The following is a 16,686-nucleotide window of genomic DNA, read 5'->3' on the forward strand; positions in this document are numbered from 1 at the left end:
CGATGCCGTCATCCGTTGCCGCCGGGCCGTCATCGTTGATGTCGACGACGATCTGCGCCGTGCCGTCCGTCGTGTCGCCGTCGCTGTCGGTCACACGCACCGCGAAGGCATCCTGCACCTGGTCGGAGCTGCCCGTCTGCCCGACGCCGGTGTGATCCAGCGTGTTGTCGGCAAGCGTGTAAACCCAGCTGCCGTCGAGATCGACCAGAAGCGTGCCGTAGACGCCCTGCACCGACGTGCCGTCAGCCGTGATCTCGATCCAGGTCCCGTCCTTGTCCTGGACCTCGATGAAGTCCAGCGTGTCGTCGCCCGTGTCGATGGTTAGCCCGCCCGACGCCGTCAGGTCGCCACCGCCCGAACCGTCCGGAAGCGCCGATTCCCACACCACGCCGTCATCGCCCTCGGCGCGGATCACCGTCACTTCCGGAACCGAATCCGGCTTCAGCTCCAGCGTCACCGTCGCCGTCGATACATCCCCGTCGCCATCCGTGATCGTGTAGTCGAACGTCACAGTCCCTTCCTCGCCGGAAGCGGGCGTGTAGGTGAACGTGCCGTCAGCGTTGTAGACCAGCGCGCCGCCGCCGCTCAGCGTGTCCGGAACCAGTGCCACCCCGTTGACGAGGTTCACGCCGTCCGCGCCCGCCGCGTCATTGGCGAAGGCGTCGATCGTGACCGCCGCGTTCTCCGACGCCTGTCCCACCACGTCGTCGACCGCCACCGGACCGTCGTCCGTGATGACGATGTCGATCTGGCTGGAAACGGAATCGCCATTGCCGTCGGTGACGATGACCTCGAACTGCTCGCCGACCACGTCGCCGGAACCAACCTGTCCCGCCCCCGCGTGGTCGAGGCTGTTGCGTGTCAGCTCGTACTCGAAACTGTAGGATCCGTCCGGCGCGCGCGTGATGATGAGCGTGCCGTAGGCACCCTCGATCGCGCCCCCATTGGTGACATCGACCGTTTCCCCATCGGCGTTCTTCACCACCAGGGAGCCCAGGCCGTCGCCGCCCGCATTGATGTTGATCGCGCCGACAGCCTTCGTCGTGCCGCCGCCGGACCCCTGCGATATCTCGGTGCTGAGGGCCGCCTCGTCGACGGTGCCGGACAGCGGCGTGATCCCGAGCGTCGGAAGATCGTTCTCGCGGCGCAGCGCCGGAAACAGCTCGCGCCGGTCCAGCGTGCCGAATTGCAGCGCGGTCGGCGGCAGAAGGTCGATCAGCGGCCCCGCATCCCCGATGCCGGGTGCCGGCTGGGCAAAGTTCCCGCCGCCGCTCTGTGCCGCCGAGGTCACGACCGTCAGCGCACCATCCGGGCCGGCGGCGACGTTGATGCCGTTCGCCTGCAGGGCCGCCGTCAGCGCCAGCTGCGGAATCTCCACATCGCCAAGAAGGAAGGTCGGGATCTTGAGCGCGGCGTTCAGGATGGTGATCGTCGAGCCGTCCGGCTGCACGAGGACCAGATTGTCGCCATCGACCCTGATCTGATCGATGGAAACGCCCTCGGGCAGGTGCACGACATTGTTCGCGTCGGCGGTCACCGTTTCCGGCACGGCTTCACCCGCCGCTTCCACGGTGGGCTGAACGACCGGCTGGCCGGTCGCCGGGTCGACGGGCACCGGTTCCTGCGCGGTATCGGCCTGCGCCACGGCCTGCGCCGCGGACTTGGCAGCATTCAGCGGAGACGAGGTGGCCTCACCCGAGGCGAGACTGCTTTGATCGGTGGCGCGCGTAAACTCTTCGTTGGCCATGACAACCCCCAGGAACAGATTTCCGGGAAGCGAGCCATGCACAGGACAACGACGCAAGACTTTGGAAAGACCACATATATATCATGTTATTTAACTTGCGCATAAGTTTGTCTTTGGTTAACGGCTTTATATATTATATTATATCAATCCAGCGGAATGAGGTATGCCGCTCCTCGCTCCCGGGCGCGCCCTGAAAGCGGTCCTCCCGACAGGACAGCGGCAGCGGCCCCGGCAAGCCGGAGAACGCCTTCCAGGCACCTTTCGGGAATAGATAAAATCCGATCGAATATGTAAGCATAAAATAATCCAAGAAACTTCATTCGAGTTTTATTTCTCAATTGTATCGTCATCCCAACTCACGGGGACTGATACCATGAATAACAAGAATCGACATTTCTCTAAGATATTTCTTATTTTATCATCTATTCTTGTATCTGCATATTCATCCCAGGCCTCTTCGGCCACATACTATTACTCTCTCCAGTATCCGGCGCTCCCTCTCCTCAGCCATCTGAGTATCTCTTCCGTTCCGGCCCAGGCGGCGGCCTGGACTGCCGAACTCGGAAAGCGGTGGCAGGACGCCGCCGCGCGTCTGCCCGTCGAGCGCCTGAAACCACGCGCAACCCAGCGCCGCGGCAAGGACGCCGGTGTCTTCGAGTCCGTGGCGATCCCCTTCCGCTCCCTGCCGTCGAGCGCCAACTGGAAATCCGTCCACCCGGCGATCGCGAAGGCCGAGTTCGCGACATGCGGGCGGGCCGCCGATTGCAGCGCCAAGGCCGTCGCCCTCGCCGACAGTGTCAAGCGGGTGAAGACGAAGAGCTTTTTGCGGAAGCTTGCCGAGATCAACGTCGCGGTCAACCGCACCGTCGCCTACACCACCGACCGGGACAATTACGGGCGGTTGGATTTCTGGGCGGAGCCGTCACAGATCCTGCGGCTTGGCAAGGGAGACTGCGAGGACTACGCCATCCTGAAAATGGCGGCGCTGAACGCCGCCGGGATCCCGATGACCAGCATGTCGATCGTCGTGCTGCAGGACCAGCGCCGCGCTCTGTTTCATGCCGTGCTGGCGGTCTCGACCAGCCAGGGGCATTTCATCCTCGACAACCTGCACGACAAGGTGATGAAGGACACCGCGCTCGGCGACTATCTGCCGCTCTATTCGATGAGCGCCGACCGCTCGTGGATCCATGGCAAGAGGCGCGGCGATGCGCTGGTGGCCGCGATCGGCGCGCTGCCGGCCGACCTGGCGCCGGGCGAAGGCATCGTTCCGGCGCCGGCGGATGCTGCCGCGAACACACCGGGCGAGGCCGGATAGCACTGTCCACCGGAAACCGGCATCCCTCACGCAGGCAGGATGAAACCGACGATGGCGTCCCGGTCGACCAGGGGCGCCAGCACGGCATTGAGCCGCCCGCGGATGACCTGCTCGTCAACGCCGATCACGAAACCGATCGTCGCCGGCCCGCTGTCCTCCATCTTCAGCTTCTCCACCAGATCCGCGAAGGGCACATCGAGCGACAGGCGCACGCCCTGCACCGTCGAACGCTGCGGCAGCCGCAGGAGACGGGACTGGACGAAGGACATGAATGTCAGGTTGTGCGCGATCAGCTTCCTGTCGTCCGATAGCGCGAAGCAGGGAGCGGGACAGGCCTGAACCTGGTTGGCGACCATCTTCAGGCCGGTGCGCAGGCGGGCCGCCTCGTGCGCCCGCCGCAGGTGCATGGCCGCCTCGACGCGCAGGGCCGACGAGAGGTTCCCGCCACGTTCCAGGCGCCGTTCGCACGCCTCGACGATCTCGCCAACGGAGACACCGCGGCTATCCGCGATGTCCTTCAGCGTCGCCCAGTAGATCTCCTCCAGGCGAATGCCGCGCCGCTCCTCGCCGACGCGGATGACGCGGAACCGGGGCACGAAGGCCCAGTCATCTTGCGGCAGGGCGACGTCCGTATCCATCTCAACGCTCGCGCAGCGCTTCGTCGCGCGCCTTGTTGATGGGTTTCATCAGATAGGCAAGGATCGTCTTCTTGCCGGTCATGATGTCGGCGCTCGCCACCATGCCCGGAATGATGGCGTAACGCCGGCCATCCTTGACCAGCTCGGCATTGTCGGTCCTGACCAGCACCTGGTAGAAGGTCTCGCCCGTGTTCTGGTCCACGAGGCTGTCGGCCGAGATGGTCTGCACCTCTCCGACGAGGCCGCCATAGATCGAGAAATCATAGGCCGTGATCTTGACCAGCGCCGGCTGGCCCGGCCGGACGAAGGCCACGTCGCGCGGCGAGATCCGCGCCTCGACCAGCAGGGTCTCCGAGGTGGGCACCACCCCGGCGATCACCGTGCCCGGCTCCACATAGGCGCCGACCGTGTTCACCTCCAGCGTGTTGATGATGCCGTCGACGGGCGAGCGGATGTCCGTTCGCGCCACGCGGTCGCTGGCGCCGCGAATGGTCGCCTCGATCACCGAGAGTTCGGCCAGCGCCTGGGTCTTCTCGGCCAGCGCCTCCTGCTGGACCTGCAGCGTCAGCTCGTCGATCTGGAGAGCGGCCTCCTTGATCGCCGCGTCGAGCCGGGGGATCGCCTCGCGGGAAAGGTCGAGCTGACCCCGGGTTTCGGTAAGCTCCTTCTGCACGCGCAGAAGTTCGGTCTGCGCCACCAGCTTGCGCCGGACCATCGGCTCAAGCAGATCCGCCTCACGCTGCGAGATCTTCATGTTCTCCTCGAGCCGGGCGATGTTGGCGCGCGCCTCGTCCAGTTCCTTCAGGCGCTGCTGGCGCCGCTCGACCAGAACGGAACGCTTGTTGCGGATGTTCTCCGAGCGGGCCTGCAGGAGCCGCGCCTCGTTGGCGCAGATCTGCGGCGCAATCTCCTTCAGCGCGTCGGGGCAGATGTAGTCGGCGTCGAAGCGGCCGTTCTCCTCGAGCTGCAGCCGCGCGATCTGGGCGCGCAGGGCGCGGGCGCGCGCCTCGGATTCGCCCAGCGAGGAGGCCGTCACCGTATCGTCGAGCCGCAGGATCAGGTCGCCCTTGCGCACCACCTGGCCAACCTTCACCGCGATCTCCAGCACGACCCCCGGTTCGCTCGACTGGACGATCTGGGTCTTCGACACCGGTATGATCCGGCCTTCGCCGCGCGCGATCTCCTGCACCTCGGCGATGGACGCCCAGCCGATGAACGACATCAGGAGAGCGGCGATCACGACAAGGCCGAGCCGTGCAGCCAGTGGGGGACGATCCATTTTTCCTGCCCCTTTCCCTCCTCACGCGCCGCCCTCGCCCCGGTGCGTGCGCGAGAAGCTGTCCTATCGCGCCTGTCCAGGCCTGTTGGCCTGGGCATTCTTCTGCAGTTCGGCGATCACGGCCTCCTTCGGGCCGTCCGCGATGACGCGCCCCTGGTCGATGACCACCAGCCGGTCGACGAGTTGCAGCATGCTGTGCCGGTGCGTCGAGATGATGAGCGTCACGTCCTTCCTGAACGCGGTGTTGAGCTTCACGATCAGGTCGCGCTCGCTGGCGAGGTCCATGGCGCCGGACGGCTCGTCCAGGAACACGATGCGCGGCTCGGACAGGAGAAGCCGGGCGATGGAAACCGCCTGCCTCTGCCCACCGGAAAGCTGGCTGCCCCGTTCGCCGACCGGCATGTCGTAGCCGCGCGGATGCCGGGCGACGAAATCATCGACCCCCGCCGTTTTCGCGGCGGCGACGATCTCATCGTCGGTGGCGCCCGGCCTTGCCATCAGAAGGTTTTCCTTGATGGAACCGGAAAACAGGTCGGCGCCCTGCGAGGCGAAAACCACCGCCGAACGGACGACGGAGGGATGATACTGACGCACATCGACGCCATCGAGCAGCAAGCTCCCCTCGGTCGGCGGGTAGAGGCCGGCCAGAAGACGACCGACCGTGGTCTTGCCCGAACCGATCCGGCCGATGATGCCCACCCGCTCGCCCGCCTTGATCGACAGGTCGAAACCGTTGAGCGCCGCGCCGTCGGCGCCGGGATAGTTGAAGGCGACGGAGCGGAAGACGACGCTGCCCGACTGGATCTCGCGGTTGACGAAGCCGCTGCTCTCGGGCCGGTCCTCCGGCTGCTGCATGATGGCGTCGAGGATGCGCAGCGACAGCAGCGCCTGGCGCATGCGCGACAGCGTCATGGCGATCTGGCCGAGCGGCGCCACCGCGCGCCCCGAAAGCATGACCGTCGCGATGATCGCGCCGGACGAGATGTTGCCCTGCGAGAACTCGTAGGCGCCGGCGACGACAAGCGCCACCGTGACCAGCTGCTGCACGAACTGTGTCGCGTTGGCGGCCCAGGAGGAGAGCTGCTTGATGCCCTCGGCGGTGCGGGAGGCGTTCTTCGCCAGCTCGCTCCAGCGGCGCAGCAGGACCCGCTCCGCGCGCAGCGACTTGACGGTTTCGATGGTCGAGATGGTCTCGACCAGGAGGGATTGCCGCTGGGCGGCCTCGTTGTTGGCCGCGGCAACCCGCCGCCCGATGCGCGACTGGGTGACGAAACCGATGAGCAGGGCGATGGCAAAGGCGGTCGCCGGGATCAGCGCCAGCCAGCCCGCGACGCTGTAGATCACGGCGATGAACACGAACACGAAGATGCTGTCGATGATCGTGCTCAGCGTGTTGGAGGTGAAGAACTCGCGGACGAATTCATACTGGGTGACACGGTTGGCATACTCGCCGGTCGACATGGGCCGCGAGGCAAGCGTGGCGTGCAGCACCTTCTCGAACAGCAGATAGGAGAGCTTCAAGTCGGCCTTGCGGCCGGCATGGTCGATCAGGGCCGCGCGCACGCTCTTCAGCAGAAGGTCGAACAGGACCGCGCCGGCGACGCCGAGCGCCAGAACCCAGAGCGTCGCGGTGGCCTGGTTCGGCAGGACCCGGTCGTAGACGTTCATCACAAACAGGGGCGAGGCCAGCGCCAGGAGGTTGACGAACAGCGCGGCCACGGCCACCTGCGCATAGGAGCGCCAGAACGGCATCAGCGTCGTGGCCAGCCAGTGCCGCTTCTCGATCGCGCCGGCCGATCCGCCCTCGGCATTCTCCGTGCTGTTCAGGTAGATGACGCTGAAGGACAGGATGAGGCGGATGCGTCTGGCAAGCACCTCGGACAGCGCAACGCCCTCCTCGGCGCCCGGCGCGGGCATCAGCGCGGTGGAGATGCGGTCATCCGGCATGGTCTCGAGCAACGCCATCGCCGAGCCGTCCTCGAAGATCACGAGGGCGGGCAGATCGACGCCGCCGCCTGCAAGCTCGCGCCGGCTGTGCTGCGTCACGTCGAGTCCGATCCGGGCGGCAAGCCGTTCGATGTCCTCGACGCTCGGTCTCAGCTCATCGAAGGGCGTGTCCGAGAAGAGAACGGTGTCGGACGCGGGACGGGCCAGGAACTGCGCGATTTCTTGAAAGGCAGGCCGAAAGCCATCCGCGTTCAGCGGCGTGTCGACGGTGGGATTGCGAACCTGTTCCAAGGGCAGTCATCAAACCATGTTGACCGACCCGGCTATTGTCTCCGGATCGGTGCGAGAAGATCGAGCGGCAGATCGTTCACCTGCCGCGTGGGCAGCCTCTTGTAGGTTTCGGTGGGCGCAGTTTCCGGCACATTGAATTCCGTGCGGGCATAGGCCTCCGACTGCTTGGCGCTCTGCAGATGCATCGTGTCGAGCAGCGTGCCCGTAGCCGCCAGGATGCGGTACTCGGCAAACAGGGCGGCATATTGCGCGGTCTTCGACAGCACATTGACGCTGAAGCGGGTGTTCTGCGCGCCCAGCACGTCGAGCAGCGAGCGCTGGCCGACGACAAGCTGCTCGCGATAGGAATTGACGAGCTGCGCATTGGCTGAAGCCTGCGCCCTGAAGGTGCCCGCCAGATCCTGCTGCCGCAGGCGCCGGTCCCAGGAGATGCGGACCGCTTCCTCGACTTCCCGATAGGCCTGGTGCAGCACAAGGCGCTGCTCGCTGGCGCGGCGGATCTGTTCCTGCTCGTTGGCGACGTCGATGCCGCCGCGGTAGAGATTCCACTTGGCCACGACACGGGCCTGCAGGTCATGCGTCCGGCCGTCGGAACCGTCGATGTCATAGCCGGTGCGGGCGCGGCCCTCGGCGCTGATCTTCGGGAACATGTTGGAACGCGCGGCATCGACCTGGGCGTCGGCCGCATCGATATCGGCGTTGGCGACCTTGATGCGCGGATTGTTCTGCCGGGCGATGCCGATGGCCGCCTCGAGGGATGCCGGCAAAGAGGACGCGACCGAACCCGGCATGGTCGGGTTGGTCAGCGGTTTGCCGACGAGCTTGTAGAAGCGGATCTTGGCCGCCTCCAGCTCCTCCTCGGCTTCCTTCATGCGTGCCTTGGCTGAAAGGGCGCGTTCCTGGGCCTGCTGGCGGTCGGCCTCCGTCAGTGCGCCGCCCGAAATCAGCGAACCGATATCGCCCAGCATGGACTGGTGGAAGCCGACATTGGCGCGGGCTTCATTGACGATCTGAATCTGCAGCAGATATTCGAGATACTCACGCACCACCTGAAGGGCGATGCCTTCCGAGCGCTCAAGCACGCGGAACGACGCGGAATCGACGCGCGCGGCCTGACGCTCCAGCTCCGCGCGGCGGCCGCCGCCGTCGAACAGCGTCTGGGTTACCGACAAGCCGATTTCCGCAGGATAGAGCGGGTCGTCCTCGATGCCGACACCGCGCCGCGAGGGATTGTCCAGGCGGCGCACGCCGGCGGATGCCTCGAGATCGACGCTCGGCAGGTAAAGTCCCCGTGCCTGCCGCAGTTCGAACTCGATCGCCTCGCGGTTCTCGACCGCCTGCCCGATTTCGGGATTGGATTCCAGCGCGACGGCCATCGCTTCCTTGAGCGACAGGGCGCTGGCGCCGGTCGCGCCGGCAAACGAGACGGCGCTGCTCAGAAGCGCTGCCGCCAGGATACGCGTGATACGCGGTTTGAAAGTCATTGCTCCCCCTTGGACCGCGGCAGACCCGGATTGCCTCAACCCGCGATCATCGCCACGATCGTTCTCCATCCATCTGTGCGGGATACGGACCGAAACCGCTTCGCTTTCCTCACCCGCCAGGCGCCCGCGTTCCCGCGGAAGCCACCTTGAAGCCCAGCCCGAATCCATGCCGGGCACCCTGTCGATGGTAGGCTAACACCGCTGGCGACGCTACGTCATCCATAAGCCGACTACCCCTTAAGGCGTAGTTTCACGGACTCATTTCACCATGTTGTTGCAAAATCGCAACGAAAACCGGCTTTTGTTAAGCATTTCAATCTTGAAATAAGATAATCAAGCGGCTTCTGCGACTTCTACTGCCTCAACCGGAGTCATCTGACCACGACCAGCGTGCCGATCTTGACCTGGTTGTAGAGCGCGATGACGTCGTCGTTCATCATGCGGATGCAGCCGGACGACACGGCCTTGCCGATGGTCCAGGGCTGGTTCGTGCCGTGAATCCGGAACAGGGTCGATCCCAGATACAGCGCGCGGGCGCCGAGCGGGTTCTCTGGACCGCCCTCCATGACCGCAGGCAGGATGCGGCCTTCGGCGGCCTCGCGGCGCACCATGTCGGCCGGTGGCCGCCAGTCGGGCCATTCGGCCTTGCGGGAGATGCGCTCGCGGCCACGCCAGTCGAAGCCCTCGCGCCCCACGCCGATACCGTAGCGCATCGCCGTGCCGTCGCCGCGCAGATGGAAAAGCCGGCGTTGGGCCGTGTCGACGACGATCGTTCCGGCAGGCAGTTTTTCAGCGAACGGCACGACCTGCGGCCGGATCGCCGAATCGCTCCAGGGCGACTTGAAGGTCAGGCTGCGCTCCTTGCGGACCCAGCTTCCCGTGGCAGGGTCGAACTGGCGCACGGTGGCCCTGGTTTCCTCCGCCAGCGCCGCCGTTCCCGGCACTGCGGCCAGCAGCGCCAACAGCGCCATTCTCGAAAAGACCTCGGTCAAACGCATGGTCGCTCCCTATTCGCCGCCGGACAGGTGAAAGGTCTGGCCGTCGATACGGACACTGCTTGCATCCGGCGCCGAGATCGAACGCTGCCGGCCGTCTCGGCATGCGAGCTGGGGCCAGTCGATGACGCGACAGTCCACCTCGGCGTACCAGTTCGCCAGGTAATTGTTGCGGGAGATCGTCAGCGTGCCGTCGCGGCGCCGCTCGACCTCGTCTCCGCTCGGGCTGAGAAACGTCCAGGCGCCGGGCAGGGTCGCATCGAGAAAGCCGGGGCCGTAGGACTGACCATCAGCAAACCCCAGCGCGTAGCGTCGATGGACCGCCATGGCGTCCGCGTAGCTGGACAGGACGGCGACCCGGTTCCGGTACAGCGACCGGACATCGATGGCGGGATCCTGCGCGATGATCCGGAGCGGGGTCACCAGACGTCCCTGGCGCTCGTCGGCAACCGCCTGGAACGCCGCCGCCAGCGCCACAGCCTGCACAGAGAGACACTTCCAACCCATCACCGCTCCTCCTGGAAAAGAGCGAAACGCGCATCGCGGCGTGCCTGACATCAGACAGCCAGCGTACAAAGCCGGCTTCCAAATTGCCGGTTCACTATCTTGTGGTGATCTCCCGCAAGAGTCCAGAGCGCCGGCCGGCCGCCGGTTGCCCCGACAGGATCATGATCGCGCCTGCGCGGCGGCCCGCTTCAGCGTCCGGAGCGTTCGTTGCCGGCTTCTCCCGGCTGAAGCGCGCTCAGGCGGAAACCGTCGGCGCCCTTGGCCTTCGCCATGTCCAGCTGCTCCGAAGCGATGCGCATCAGCCCCTGGAACTCGATCTGGTCGTCGAAGATCACCCCGCCGATATCAAGCGTCAGTTCGACAGGCTCGCCCTCGGCCAGGAATGCTGCGGAAGCTGCGGCAGAACGGATCCGCTCGCCCACATCGCGGGCCTGTTCGACCGTCGCGCCCGGCAGGAAGATGCCAAACTCGCGGTCGCTCAGACGACCGACCACGTCGCTGCGGCGAACGTTGGCGCGGATCAGCGCCGCGATCTGCCGCATCGATTCCTCTCCCCAGCGGAAGCCGTAGTTGAGGTTGATCGCCCGGGCGTTCTCGGCCTCGAGGATCAGCAGCGCGCCGAAGGTGCGGCCGGCCTCGGAGATCGACACGGACCGGCGCCGCTCGACAAGCGTCGTGAAGGCGTTGCCGTTCAGGACCTCTGTCGAGGGATCGTGGGCGGCGGCGAAATTGCGCTCGCGCTTCAGGCGGCGAAGCGTCTCCGCGCTGTAGCCGATATAGGCCAGCAGCGGCGCGGCGATGACGACGGGCAGGACAAGCGCCGCCGCGAGGGCGCGCTGGTAGGGATTGATGTCGTCGCCGAAGAACAGAAGGTAGTGAACGAGGAACGAAATGCCCACGGCGGCCAGAACGCCGAAAACCACCAATGCGGCGGGGCCTATCCATTGCCGGGAGTTGTGCAAGAGCGTCTTGTCCATGAGCCTCGAATATCCCCAGTCTGTCTGACTCGTTGATAACCGGCAAACTTCTATTAAAAGTTGACGCTATAGATCGCGTTTTAACGATTCATCCGTTTCGCGCCAAGCAGCTTATCTTTCAACATGCTGTAATCGTGACGGTTTCCGTCACTCCTGCTGCGCGTTTTCCGCCCTGAAGGCGCGCACCGCGGCCATGAAGGCATCCACCATGACCGCCTGTTCGTCGGCAAGTGTGAACGCCGCCTCGTCGTACATGCGGTTCATTTCCCGGACGGGGATGCGGCGGACGGCATCGGTTCGGCCCGTGCCGTGCCGCCACATGAAGCCGACGCCCAGACCATTGGCCACCGCCTCATAGGCAGCGTCGCGCGTATCGAGCATCAGGATCGGCGCCGGCTCGAAGCGCGCGGCCCTGAAGGCGCGATCGACGACGCGCTGCGTCGAGGAGCCGCGCGTGCGGAAGATCAGCGGCGCCTCCATCAGCTGGGCACAGGTGAAGCTCTGCCGCTCGGCCAGCGAGTTCTGCGCATGGACCACGGCCACCACGTCCTGGCGTACCAGAAGCTCGGTGCGGAAGCGCCCGTCGGCGGGCAGATCGGGCAGAACGCCGACATCCACCTCGCGTGCCAGCACCGCCTTGACGATCTTCTCGAAAGACCCCGTCTCGACCGACACCGAGACGCTCGGATGGCGCTTCCGGAACAGGGCGATGACTGCCATGCCCGGCATGGAATTGCCGAGGCCGATCGACAGACGTCCGTCGAGCAGCGTCGTGTGCCGCGTCAGGATGCGCTCGGCCTCGCGCTCCTCCCCCGCCATGCGCTCGGCGATATCGCAGAGCTGCGCGCAGAGCGGCGTCGGATGGAGCGCCCCGTTCCTGCGCAGGAAGAGCCGCACCCCGTACTCCGCCTCCGTGTCGCGCACGTGCTGGGAGACGGCCGGTTGGGACAGCCCCAGCTGCCGCGCGGCGGCGGCATAGGAGCCGCCATTCGCCACGGCGTTGATCGCGCGAATGCGCGGCAGCGTGATCGGCATTGTCCACACCCAAGGAAAATCTTCGCCTCCCCCAAGGAATAGCCTTGGTTTGTAACAGCCGTGTCACAGACGCCGCGCAGGGTGACGGCAGAACAGAACTGCAAACCAGCTTCATCGCCAGGCAGGACTGCATGATCCGGCTCAACGCCGGGCATCGTCTGTCGCGCGGAATCTGACAACAAGGACGCCGCTTCCACATGCATCCCGTTTCTTCCATGGCCAGCCTGTCGCGCCAGCCGCTCGACCGCCACGCGGCGATCCTGTGCGACCTGGACGGCTGCCTGATCTCCGGCGACCGCGTCTATGACGGCGCGCGGGCGTTCGCGGCGCGCAACGAAGACCGACTGTGGATCGTCTCCAACAATTCCGCCGATACCGCCGAAACGCTCAGCGCGCGGCTACACAGGCTGGCGCTTCCCATCGCGCCGGAGCGCATCGTGCTTGCCGGCGAGCAGACGCTACGGCGGCTCGCCCTCGCCCATCCGGGCGCCGCGATCGCCATGCATGCGGAAGCGCCGCTTGTCGCGCTCGCCCATGACCTCGGTCTCGTCGTCGGCGAAAGCGCGCCGGCCTGCATTCTCCTGGCGCGCCAAACGCGTTTCGACCTCAACAGCCTCGGCCGGCTCGTGGCGCAGCTCGAAAGCGGCGCGCCGCTCCATGTGGCCAATCTCGACCGCACGCATCCCGGCCCCGACGGATATCCCGTGCCGGAGACCGGCGCCCTGCTTGCCGCCCTGCGGGCCTGCCGGCCGGATGTTGCGTTCCGCTCCATCGGCAAACCGGCGCCGGACCTGATCGACATCGCCCTGGAGCGGGCGGGCGCCACACGCGGCGACGCGCTCTTCATCGGCGACAATCCGGAGACGGACGGGCTCGCCGCGCGCGCCGCGGGGGTCGCCTTCATCCACATCGAAGCGCCCGGCGCATTGCCGGCAAGCGACGGGAGAGCGACATGCTGACCTATCTGGCGCGCATCGTCCTGAAAATGCTCGTCACCTTCTTCGCCATCGTGACGCTGGTCTTCTTCGCCACCCGCCTTTCCGGCAGCCCGATCGATTTCGTCATCGGCGAAGGCATCACGCAGGAAGACCGGGCGCTGCTGACCAGCTATTACGGCCTCGACCAGTCGACCTGGGTGCAGTACCGCGCCTTCCTCGCGTCCTTCGCCGACGGGCAGTTCGGCCTCTCCTTCGTCGAGCGCCGGCCCGTCGCCGAGATCGTCGGCGAGCGCATCTGGCCCTCGCTGCAACTGCTTCTGAGCAGCGTGGCGCTGACACTGGCGCTGTCCCTGCCGCTCGGCATTCTCGGTGCCGTCTACTGCAAGTCGTGGGTCGGCAGCGCCGTCATGGTCGTGGCCTTCCTCGGCTACGCCGTGCCGAATTTCGTCCTCGCCACCTTCATGATCCTGGTCTTCTCCTACTGGCTGAACTGGCTTCCGGTGGTGGGCAACGGCTCGGCCTGGCATTTCATCATGCCGACCATCACCATGTCGGGAATCCTGATCGCCGGGCTGACGCGGTTCACCCGCAACGCCATGCTCGACGTGCTCGGCCAGGACTATATGCGCACCGCCCGCGCCAAGGGCCTGTCGGAGCAGACCGTCATCTTCAAGCACGGGCTGCGCAACGCCTCGATCACCATCCTCTCGGTCATCGGCCTGCAGATCGCGGGGCTCGCTGCCGCCGGCAGCGTCGTGGTGGAGGCGATCTTTGCCTGGCCCGGCATCGGCGACCTGCTCGTCCGGTCAGCCATCGTGCGCGACTACCCGGTTCTGCAGTTCGGCGTCATCGCCGTCTCGGTGGCCGTCCTCCTCATCAACGCCGTGGTCGACATCGCCTATGCCTATGCCGATCCGCGCATCCGTCTCGGAAGGGCCTGAACCATGGCCGACGCCGCCTTCTCCCCCTCGCTCACCGCCGGCAGCCGCCTGAAGGGCGTGGCCGCGATCTGGCGCGAGGCAGACATGATCCAGCGCATGGCGATGGTGCTGGCTCTCATCCTCGTCGCCGCCGCGATCCTCGCACCGCTGGTCGCCCCCTTCAGCCCCGAGCAGCAGAGCCTGATCGCGAGGCTGCGGCCGCCGCTCGGCTTCGATCGCTACCGGGACGGCTATCTGCTGGGCACGGACGAACTCGGCCGCGATGTGCTGTCGCGCACGCTCTATGGATTGCGCCTGACGCTCGCCCTGGCGGTGATCGGCGCGTCCATCGGCCTCGTCGTCGGCGGGTTTCTTGGCATTCTCGCCGGCCTGATCGGCGGCATCTTCGAAGACATCGTGATGGGCGCGGTCGACACGCAGATCGCCATACCCTTCACGCTGATCGCGCTGCTGATCCTCTCCATCTTCGGGTCGAGCATGGAGGTGATGGTGCTGGTGCTCGGCGTCCATGGCTGGGAACAGTCGGCCCGCATCGTCCGCGGCGAGGTGCGCAAGCTGACGCAGATGCCGTTCATCGAGGCCGCACGCTCGGCCGGCGCCTCCGGCCCGCGCATCGCCTTCAAGCACATCCTGCCGAATGTGGTCTCGCCGCTCGTGGTGCAGTTCACCCTGTCGCTGTCCAACATCGTGCTGCTGGAATCGACCCTGTCCTTCCTCGGACTGGGCGTCCAGCCGCCGACGGCGACGCTCGGCGCGATGGTCGGCATCGGCCGCGACTACATGCCGACCGCGCCGTGGATCGTCGTCGCCCCGGCGCTGATGATCCTGCTCATCACCTTCGCGGTGCAGATTCTCGGCGACTGGCTGCGCGACCGGACGGATGTCCGCCTGCGCGCCCGCTGAACCCGTTTTCCAGAAGAGGCCGGCAAGGCCCGAGACAACCCACCCAAAACCAACGCCCTGGAGGCAGACATGAAACGACTTCTCGCCACTACCGCCATCGCGACCCTGGTCGCCGTGCCGGCGCTCGCCGTGGAACTCACCGTCGGCGCTTCGAACATCGCGCCCTATCTCGATCCGGGCCGCGACCATTCCAATGTCGGCTCGCAGTTCTACCACAACACGTTCGACACGCTGATCGCCAAGAACCTCGACAGCGACAAGACCGAATGGCTGCCGGGCCTCGCCGTCTCCTGGGAGCTGGTCGAGCCGACGGTGATGGAGCTGAAGCTTCGCGAAGGCGTGACCTTCCACAATGGCGAGGACATGACCGCCGACGACGTCGTCTTCTCGCTCAACCGCATGTATCAGGCGACTTTCCCGCCCTATCAGGTGCGCGCCCGCGACCGGCTGGCGAACTTCGAGAAGGCGGAGAAGGTCGACGACCACACGGTCCGCATCCATGCAAAGCGCGCCGAGCCTCTGTGGGAAACGCTGCTCAACCTGCAGCAGGTGATGATCATCCCGGAAGACTACACGAAGGCGCTGGCCGGCGATCCGAAGGTGGCCGAGAACGACGATTACGAGGCGTTTTCCCTGAAGCCGGTCGGCACCGGCCCCTACAAGATCGCGACCTTCACGCCCGGCGAGCAGGTGGTCTATGAGCGCTTCGACGGCTTCTGGGGCGACAAGGCGCCGCTCGACCGTGTCACGGTCAAGCGCATGCCCGAGACCGCCTCGCGCATCACCGCCCTGAAGACCGGCGAAGCCGACATCATCACCAATGTGGCGCCGGACCAGCTTTCGCTGATCGACGGCGACCCGAACCTGAAGACGGTCGGTGCCGCGACGGCGCTGTTCCACGTCATGATCATGAACGTCAACCACCCGAAGCTCACCGACCCGCGCATCCGGCAGGCCATGAGCCTGGCCATCGACCGGGATACGCTGAACGAGGCGCTCTGGCTCGGCAAGGCGGTGGTGCCCGCCTCGCACACGATGCAGGAATTCGGCGAACTCTACATGCCGGAGCTGGAGACTTTCGAATACAATCCGGAGAAGGCGAAGGAACTGCTCGAGGAAGCCGGTTATGACGGCTTCGAGGTCACCTTCGACACCGACGCCGTCTACTACACGAACGGCCTTCTCGCCGCCCAGGCGATCATGGAGATGTGGGCCGAGGTCGGCATCAAGGGCAAGGTCCAGGTGGGCGAGAAATGGACCGGCAATGCGCCGGAACTGATGGCGCGCAACTGGTCGAACCCGATGTATTTCGCCGACCCGTTCGGCTCCTTCGGCGTGATGTGGGCGCCGAACGGACCTTCGGAATCGGAAGGCCGCTTCAACACGGACGAGGCCTACGCGAAGATCTGGGAGCGCTTCCGCTATTCCAGCGACGTCGCCGAGCGCAAGGCGGCCTATGGCGAGCTGATGGACCGCATCAAGGCCGATCCGCCCGTCCTGCCGCTCTACCGACCCTATGAGTCCTGGGCGATGCGCAAGGACATCAACTGGGCGCCGAAGCCGGGCAACATTCCCTATGTGCTCGATTTCCGCGCCGGCTCGATCAGCTTCGCCAGCAACTGACACCGCCCCGCCCGCGCCGTCCAGGCTTCACGGGACGGCGCGGGTTCCCCTTCAAGCGCTTTC

14 protein-coding genes are annotated in these 16,686 nt (G+C 65.8%); 5 read left to right on the top strand and 9 right to left on the bottom strand.

Translation table 11 applies throughout. The features are described from left to right. Positions 1–1,747, bottom strand: a 1,747-nt coding sequence (locus NA2_RS18295; protein ID WP_008598621.1) for an Ig-like domain-containing protein, incomplete at its 3' end; no start/stop codon positions are given. A 373-nt stretch (positions 1,748–2,120) separates the two neighbouring features. Here NA2_RS18295 and NA2_RS18300 point away from each other — a divergent pair. After that, on the top strand, positions 2,121–3,065 hold the full coding sequence (locus NA2_RS18300) for a transglutaminase-like cysteine peptidase (protein WP_081582728.1): 945 nt from the start codon (positions 2,121–2,123) through the stop codon (positions 3,063–3,065). Between the two features lie 26 nt (positions 3,066–3,091). Here NA2_RS18300 and NA2_RS18305 read toward each other — a convergent pair whose 3' ends face one another. The 8 genes from NA2_RS18305 to NA2_RS18340 all read right to left on the bottom strand — a co-directional run bounded on the left by NA2_RS18305 (position 3,092) and on the right by NA2_RS18340 (position 12,218). Then, positions 3,092–3,703: a ribbon-helix-helix domain-containing protein gene (locus tag NA2_RS18305; RefSeq protein WP_008598626.1), complete on the bottom strand. Its 612-nt coding sequence runs from the start codon at positions 3,701–3,703 to the stop codon at positions 3,092–3,094. A gap of 1 nt (position 3,704) precedes the next feature. Beyond that, positions 3,705–4,982: an HlyD family type I secretion periplasmic adaptor subunit gene (locus tag NA2_RS18310; protein WP_008598627.1), complete on the bottom strand. Its 1,278-nt coding sequence runs from the start codon at positions 4,980–4,982 to the stop codon at positions 3,705–3,707. 63 nt (positions 4,983–5,045) lie between these two features. Then, on the bottom strand, positions 5,046–7,220 hold the full coding sequence (locus NA2_RS18315) for a type I secretion system permease/ATPase (RefSeq protein WP_008598628.1): 2,175 nt from the start codon (positions 7,218–7,220) through the stop codon (positions 5,046–5,048). A gap of 32 nt (positions 7,221–7,252) precedes the next feature. After that, positions 7,253–8,704 carry a TolC family outer membrane protein gene (locus tag NA2_RS18320; RefSeq protein ID WP_008598629.1) on the bottom strand — a complete coding sequence of 484 codons (1,452 nt, stop codon included), beginning with the start codon at positions 8,702–8,704 and terminating at the stop codon, positions 7,253–7,255. Positions 8,705–9,075: 371 nt separating this feature from the next. After that, positions 9,076–9,702, bottom strand: coding sequence for a L,D-transpeptidase (locus NA2_RS18325; RefSeq protein ID WP_008598630.1), 627 nt, complete (start codon positions 9,700–9,702; stop codon positions 9,076–9,078). 9 nt (positions 9,703–9,711) lie between these two features. Next, positions 9,712–10,206 (bottom strand): hypothetical protein, encoded by a 495-nt coding sequence (locus NA2_RS18330; RefSeq protein ID WP_157188306.1) that lies wholly within the window; start codon positions 10,204–10,206, stop codon positions 9,712–9,714. Positions 10,207–10,394: 188 nt separating this feature from the next. Continuing rightward, positions 10,395–11,183, bottom strand: coding sequence for a GGDEF domain-containing protein (locus NA2_RS18335; RefSeq protein ID WP_040678552.1), 789 nt, complete (start codon positions 11,181–11,183; stop codon positions 10,395–10,397). 147 nt (positions 11,184–11,330) lie between these two features. Then, entirely contained in the window at positions 11,331–12,218 is an 888-nt protein-coding gene (locus tag NA2_RS18340; RefSeq protein ID WP_008598633.1) for a LysR substrate-binding domain-containing protein, read from the bottom strand. Between the two features lie 197 nt (positions 12,219–12,415). On the opposite strand from NA2_RS18340, the gene NA2_RS18345 reads away from it, so the two are divergent. The 4 genes from NA2_RS18345 to NA2_RS18360 all read left to right on the top strand — a co-directional run bounded on the left by NA2_RS18345 (position 12,416) and on the right by NA2_RS18360 (position 16,623). Further along, positions 12,416–13,177: an HAD-IIA family hydrolase gene (locus NA2_RS18345; RefSeq protein ID WP_008598635.1), complete on the top strand. Its 762-nt coding sequence runs from the start codon at positions 12,416–12,418 to the stop codon at positions 13,175–13,177. Then, complete coding sequence (locus tag NA2_RS18350; protein WP_008598637.1) at positions 13,171–14,097, top strand: ABC transporter permease; 927 nt, start codon at positions 13,171–13,173, stop codon at positions 14,095–14,097. The genes NA2_RS18345 and NA2_RS18350 overlap by 7 nt, the downstream gene beginning before the upstream one ends. A 3-nt stretch (positions 14,098–14,100) precedes the next feature. Further along, a complete protein-coding gene (locus NA2_RS18355) occupies positions 14,101–15,000 on the top strand; it encodes an ABC transporter permease (RefSeq protein WP_008598639.1) in 900 nt (299 codons plus the stop codon). A gap of 69 nt (positions 15,001–15,069) precedes the next feature. Then, positions 15,070–16,623 carry an ABC transporter substrate-binding protein gene (locus tag NA2_RS18360; protein ID WP_008598640.1) on the top strand — a complete coding sequence of 518 codons (1,554 nt, stop codon included), beginning with the start codon at positions 15,070–15,072 and terminating at the stop codon, positions 16,621–16,623. The last annotated feature ends 63 nt before the right edge of the window (positions 16,624–16,686 follow it).

The sequence above is a fragment of the Nitratireductor pacificus pht-3B genome (assembly GCF_000300335.1).
Taxonomy (GTDB): domain Bacteria; phylum Pseudomonadota; class Alphaproteobacteria; order Rhizobiales; family Rhizobiaceae; genus Nitratireductor; species Nitratireductor pacificus.

Coding starts and splice junctions, on each gene's coding strand:
- NA2_RS18350 (WP_008598637.1), top strand. CDS start 13,171: ATGCTGACCTATCTGGCGCGCATCGTCCTGAAAATGCTCGTCACCTTC.
- NA2_RS18340 (WP_008598633.1), bottom strand. CDS start 12,218: ATGCCGATCACGCTGCCGCGCATTCGCGCGATCAACGCCGTGGCGAAT.
- NA2_RS18335 (WP_040678552.1), bottom strand. CDS start 11,183: ATGGACAAGACGCTCTTGCACAACTCCCGGCAATGGATAGGCCCCGCC.
- NA2_RS18360 (WP_008598640.1), top strand. CDS start 15,070: ATGAAACGACTTCTCGCCACTACCGCCATCGCGACCCTGGTCGCCGTG.
- NA2_RS18330 (WP_157188306.1), bottom strand. CDS start 10,206: ATGGGTTGGAAGTGTCTCTCTGTGCAGGCTGTGGCGCTGGCGGCGGCG.
- NA2_RS18310 (WP_008598627.1), bottom strand. CDS start 4,982: ATGGATCGTCCCCCACTGGCTGCACGGCTCGGCCTTGTCGTGATCGCC.
- NA2_RS18300 (WP_081582728.1), top strand. CDS start 2,121: ATGAATAACAAGAATCGACATTTCTCTAAGATATTTCTTATTTTATCA.
- NA2_RS18355 (WP_008598639.1), top strand. CDS start 14,101: ATGGCCGACGCCGCCTTCTCCCCCTCGCTCACCGCCGGCAGCCGCCTG.
- NA2_RS18325 (WP_008598630.1), bottom strand. CDS start 9,702: ATGCGTTTGACCGAGGTCTTTTCGAGAATGGCGCTGTTGGCGCTGCTG.
- NA2_RS18305 (WP_008598626.1), bottom strand. CDS start 3,703: ATGGATACGGACGTCGCCCTGCCGCAAGATGACTGGGCCTTCGTGCCC.
- NA2_RS18345 (WP_008598635.1), top strand. CDS start 12,416: ATGCATCCCGTTTCTTCCATGGCCAGCCTGTCGCGCCAGCCGCTCGAC.
- NA2_RS18320 (WP_008598629.1), bottom strand. CDS start 8,704: ATGACTTTCAAACCGCGTATCACGCGTATCCTGGCGGCAGCGCTTCTG.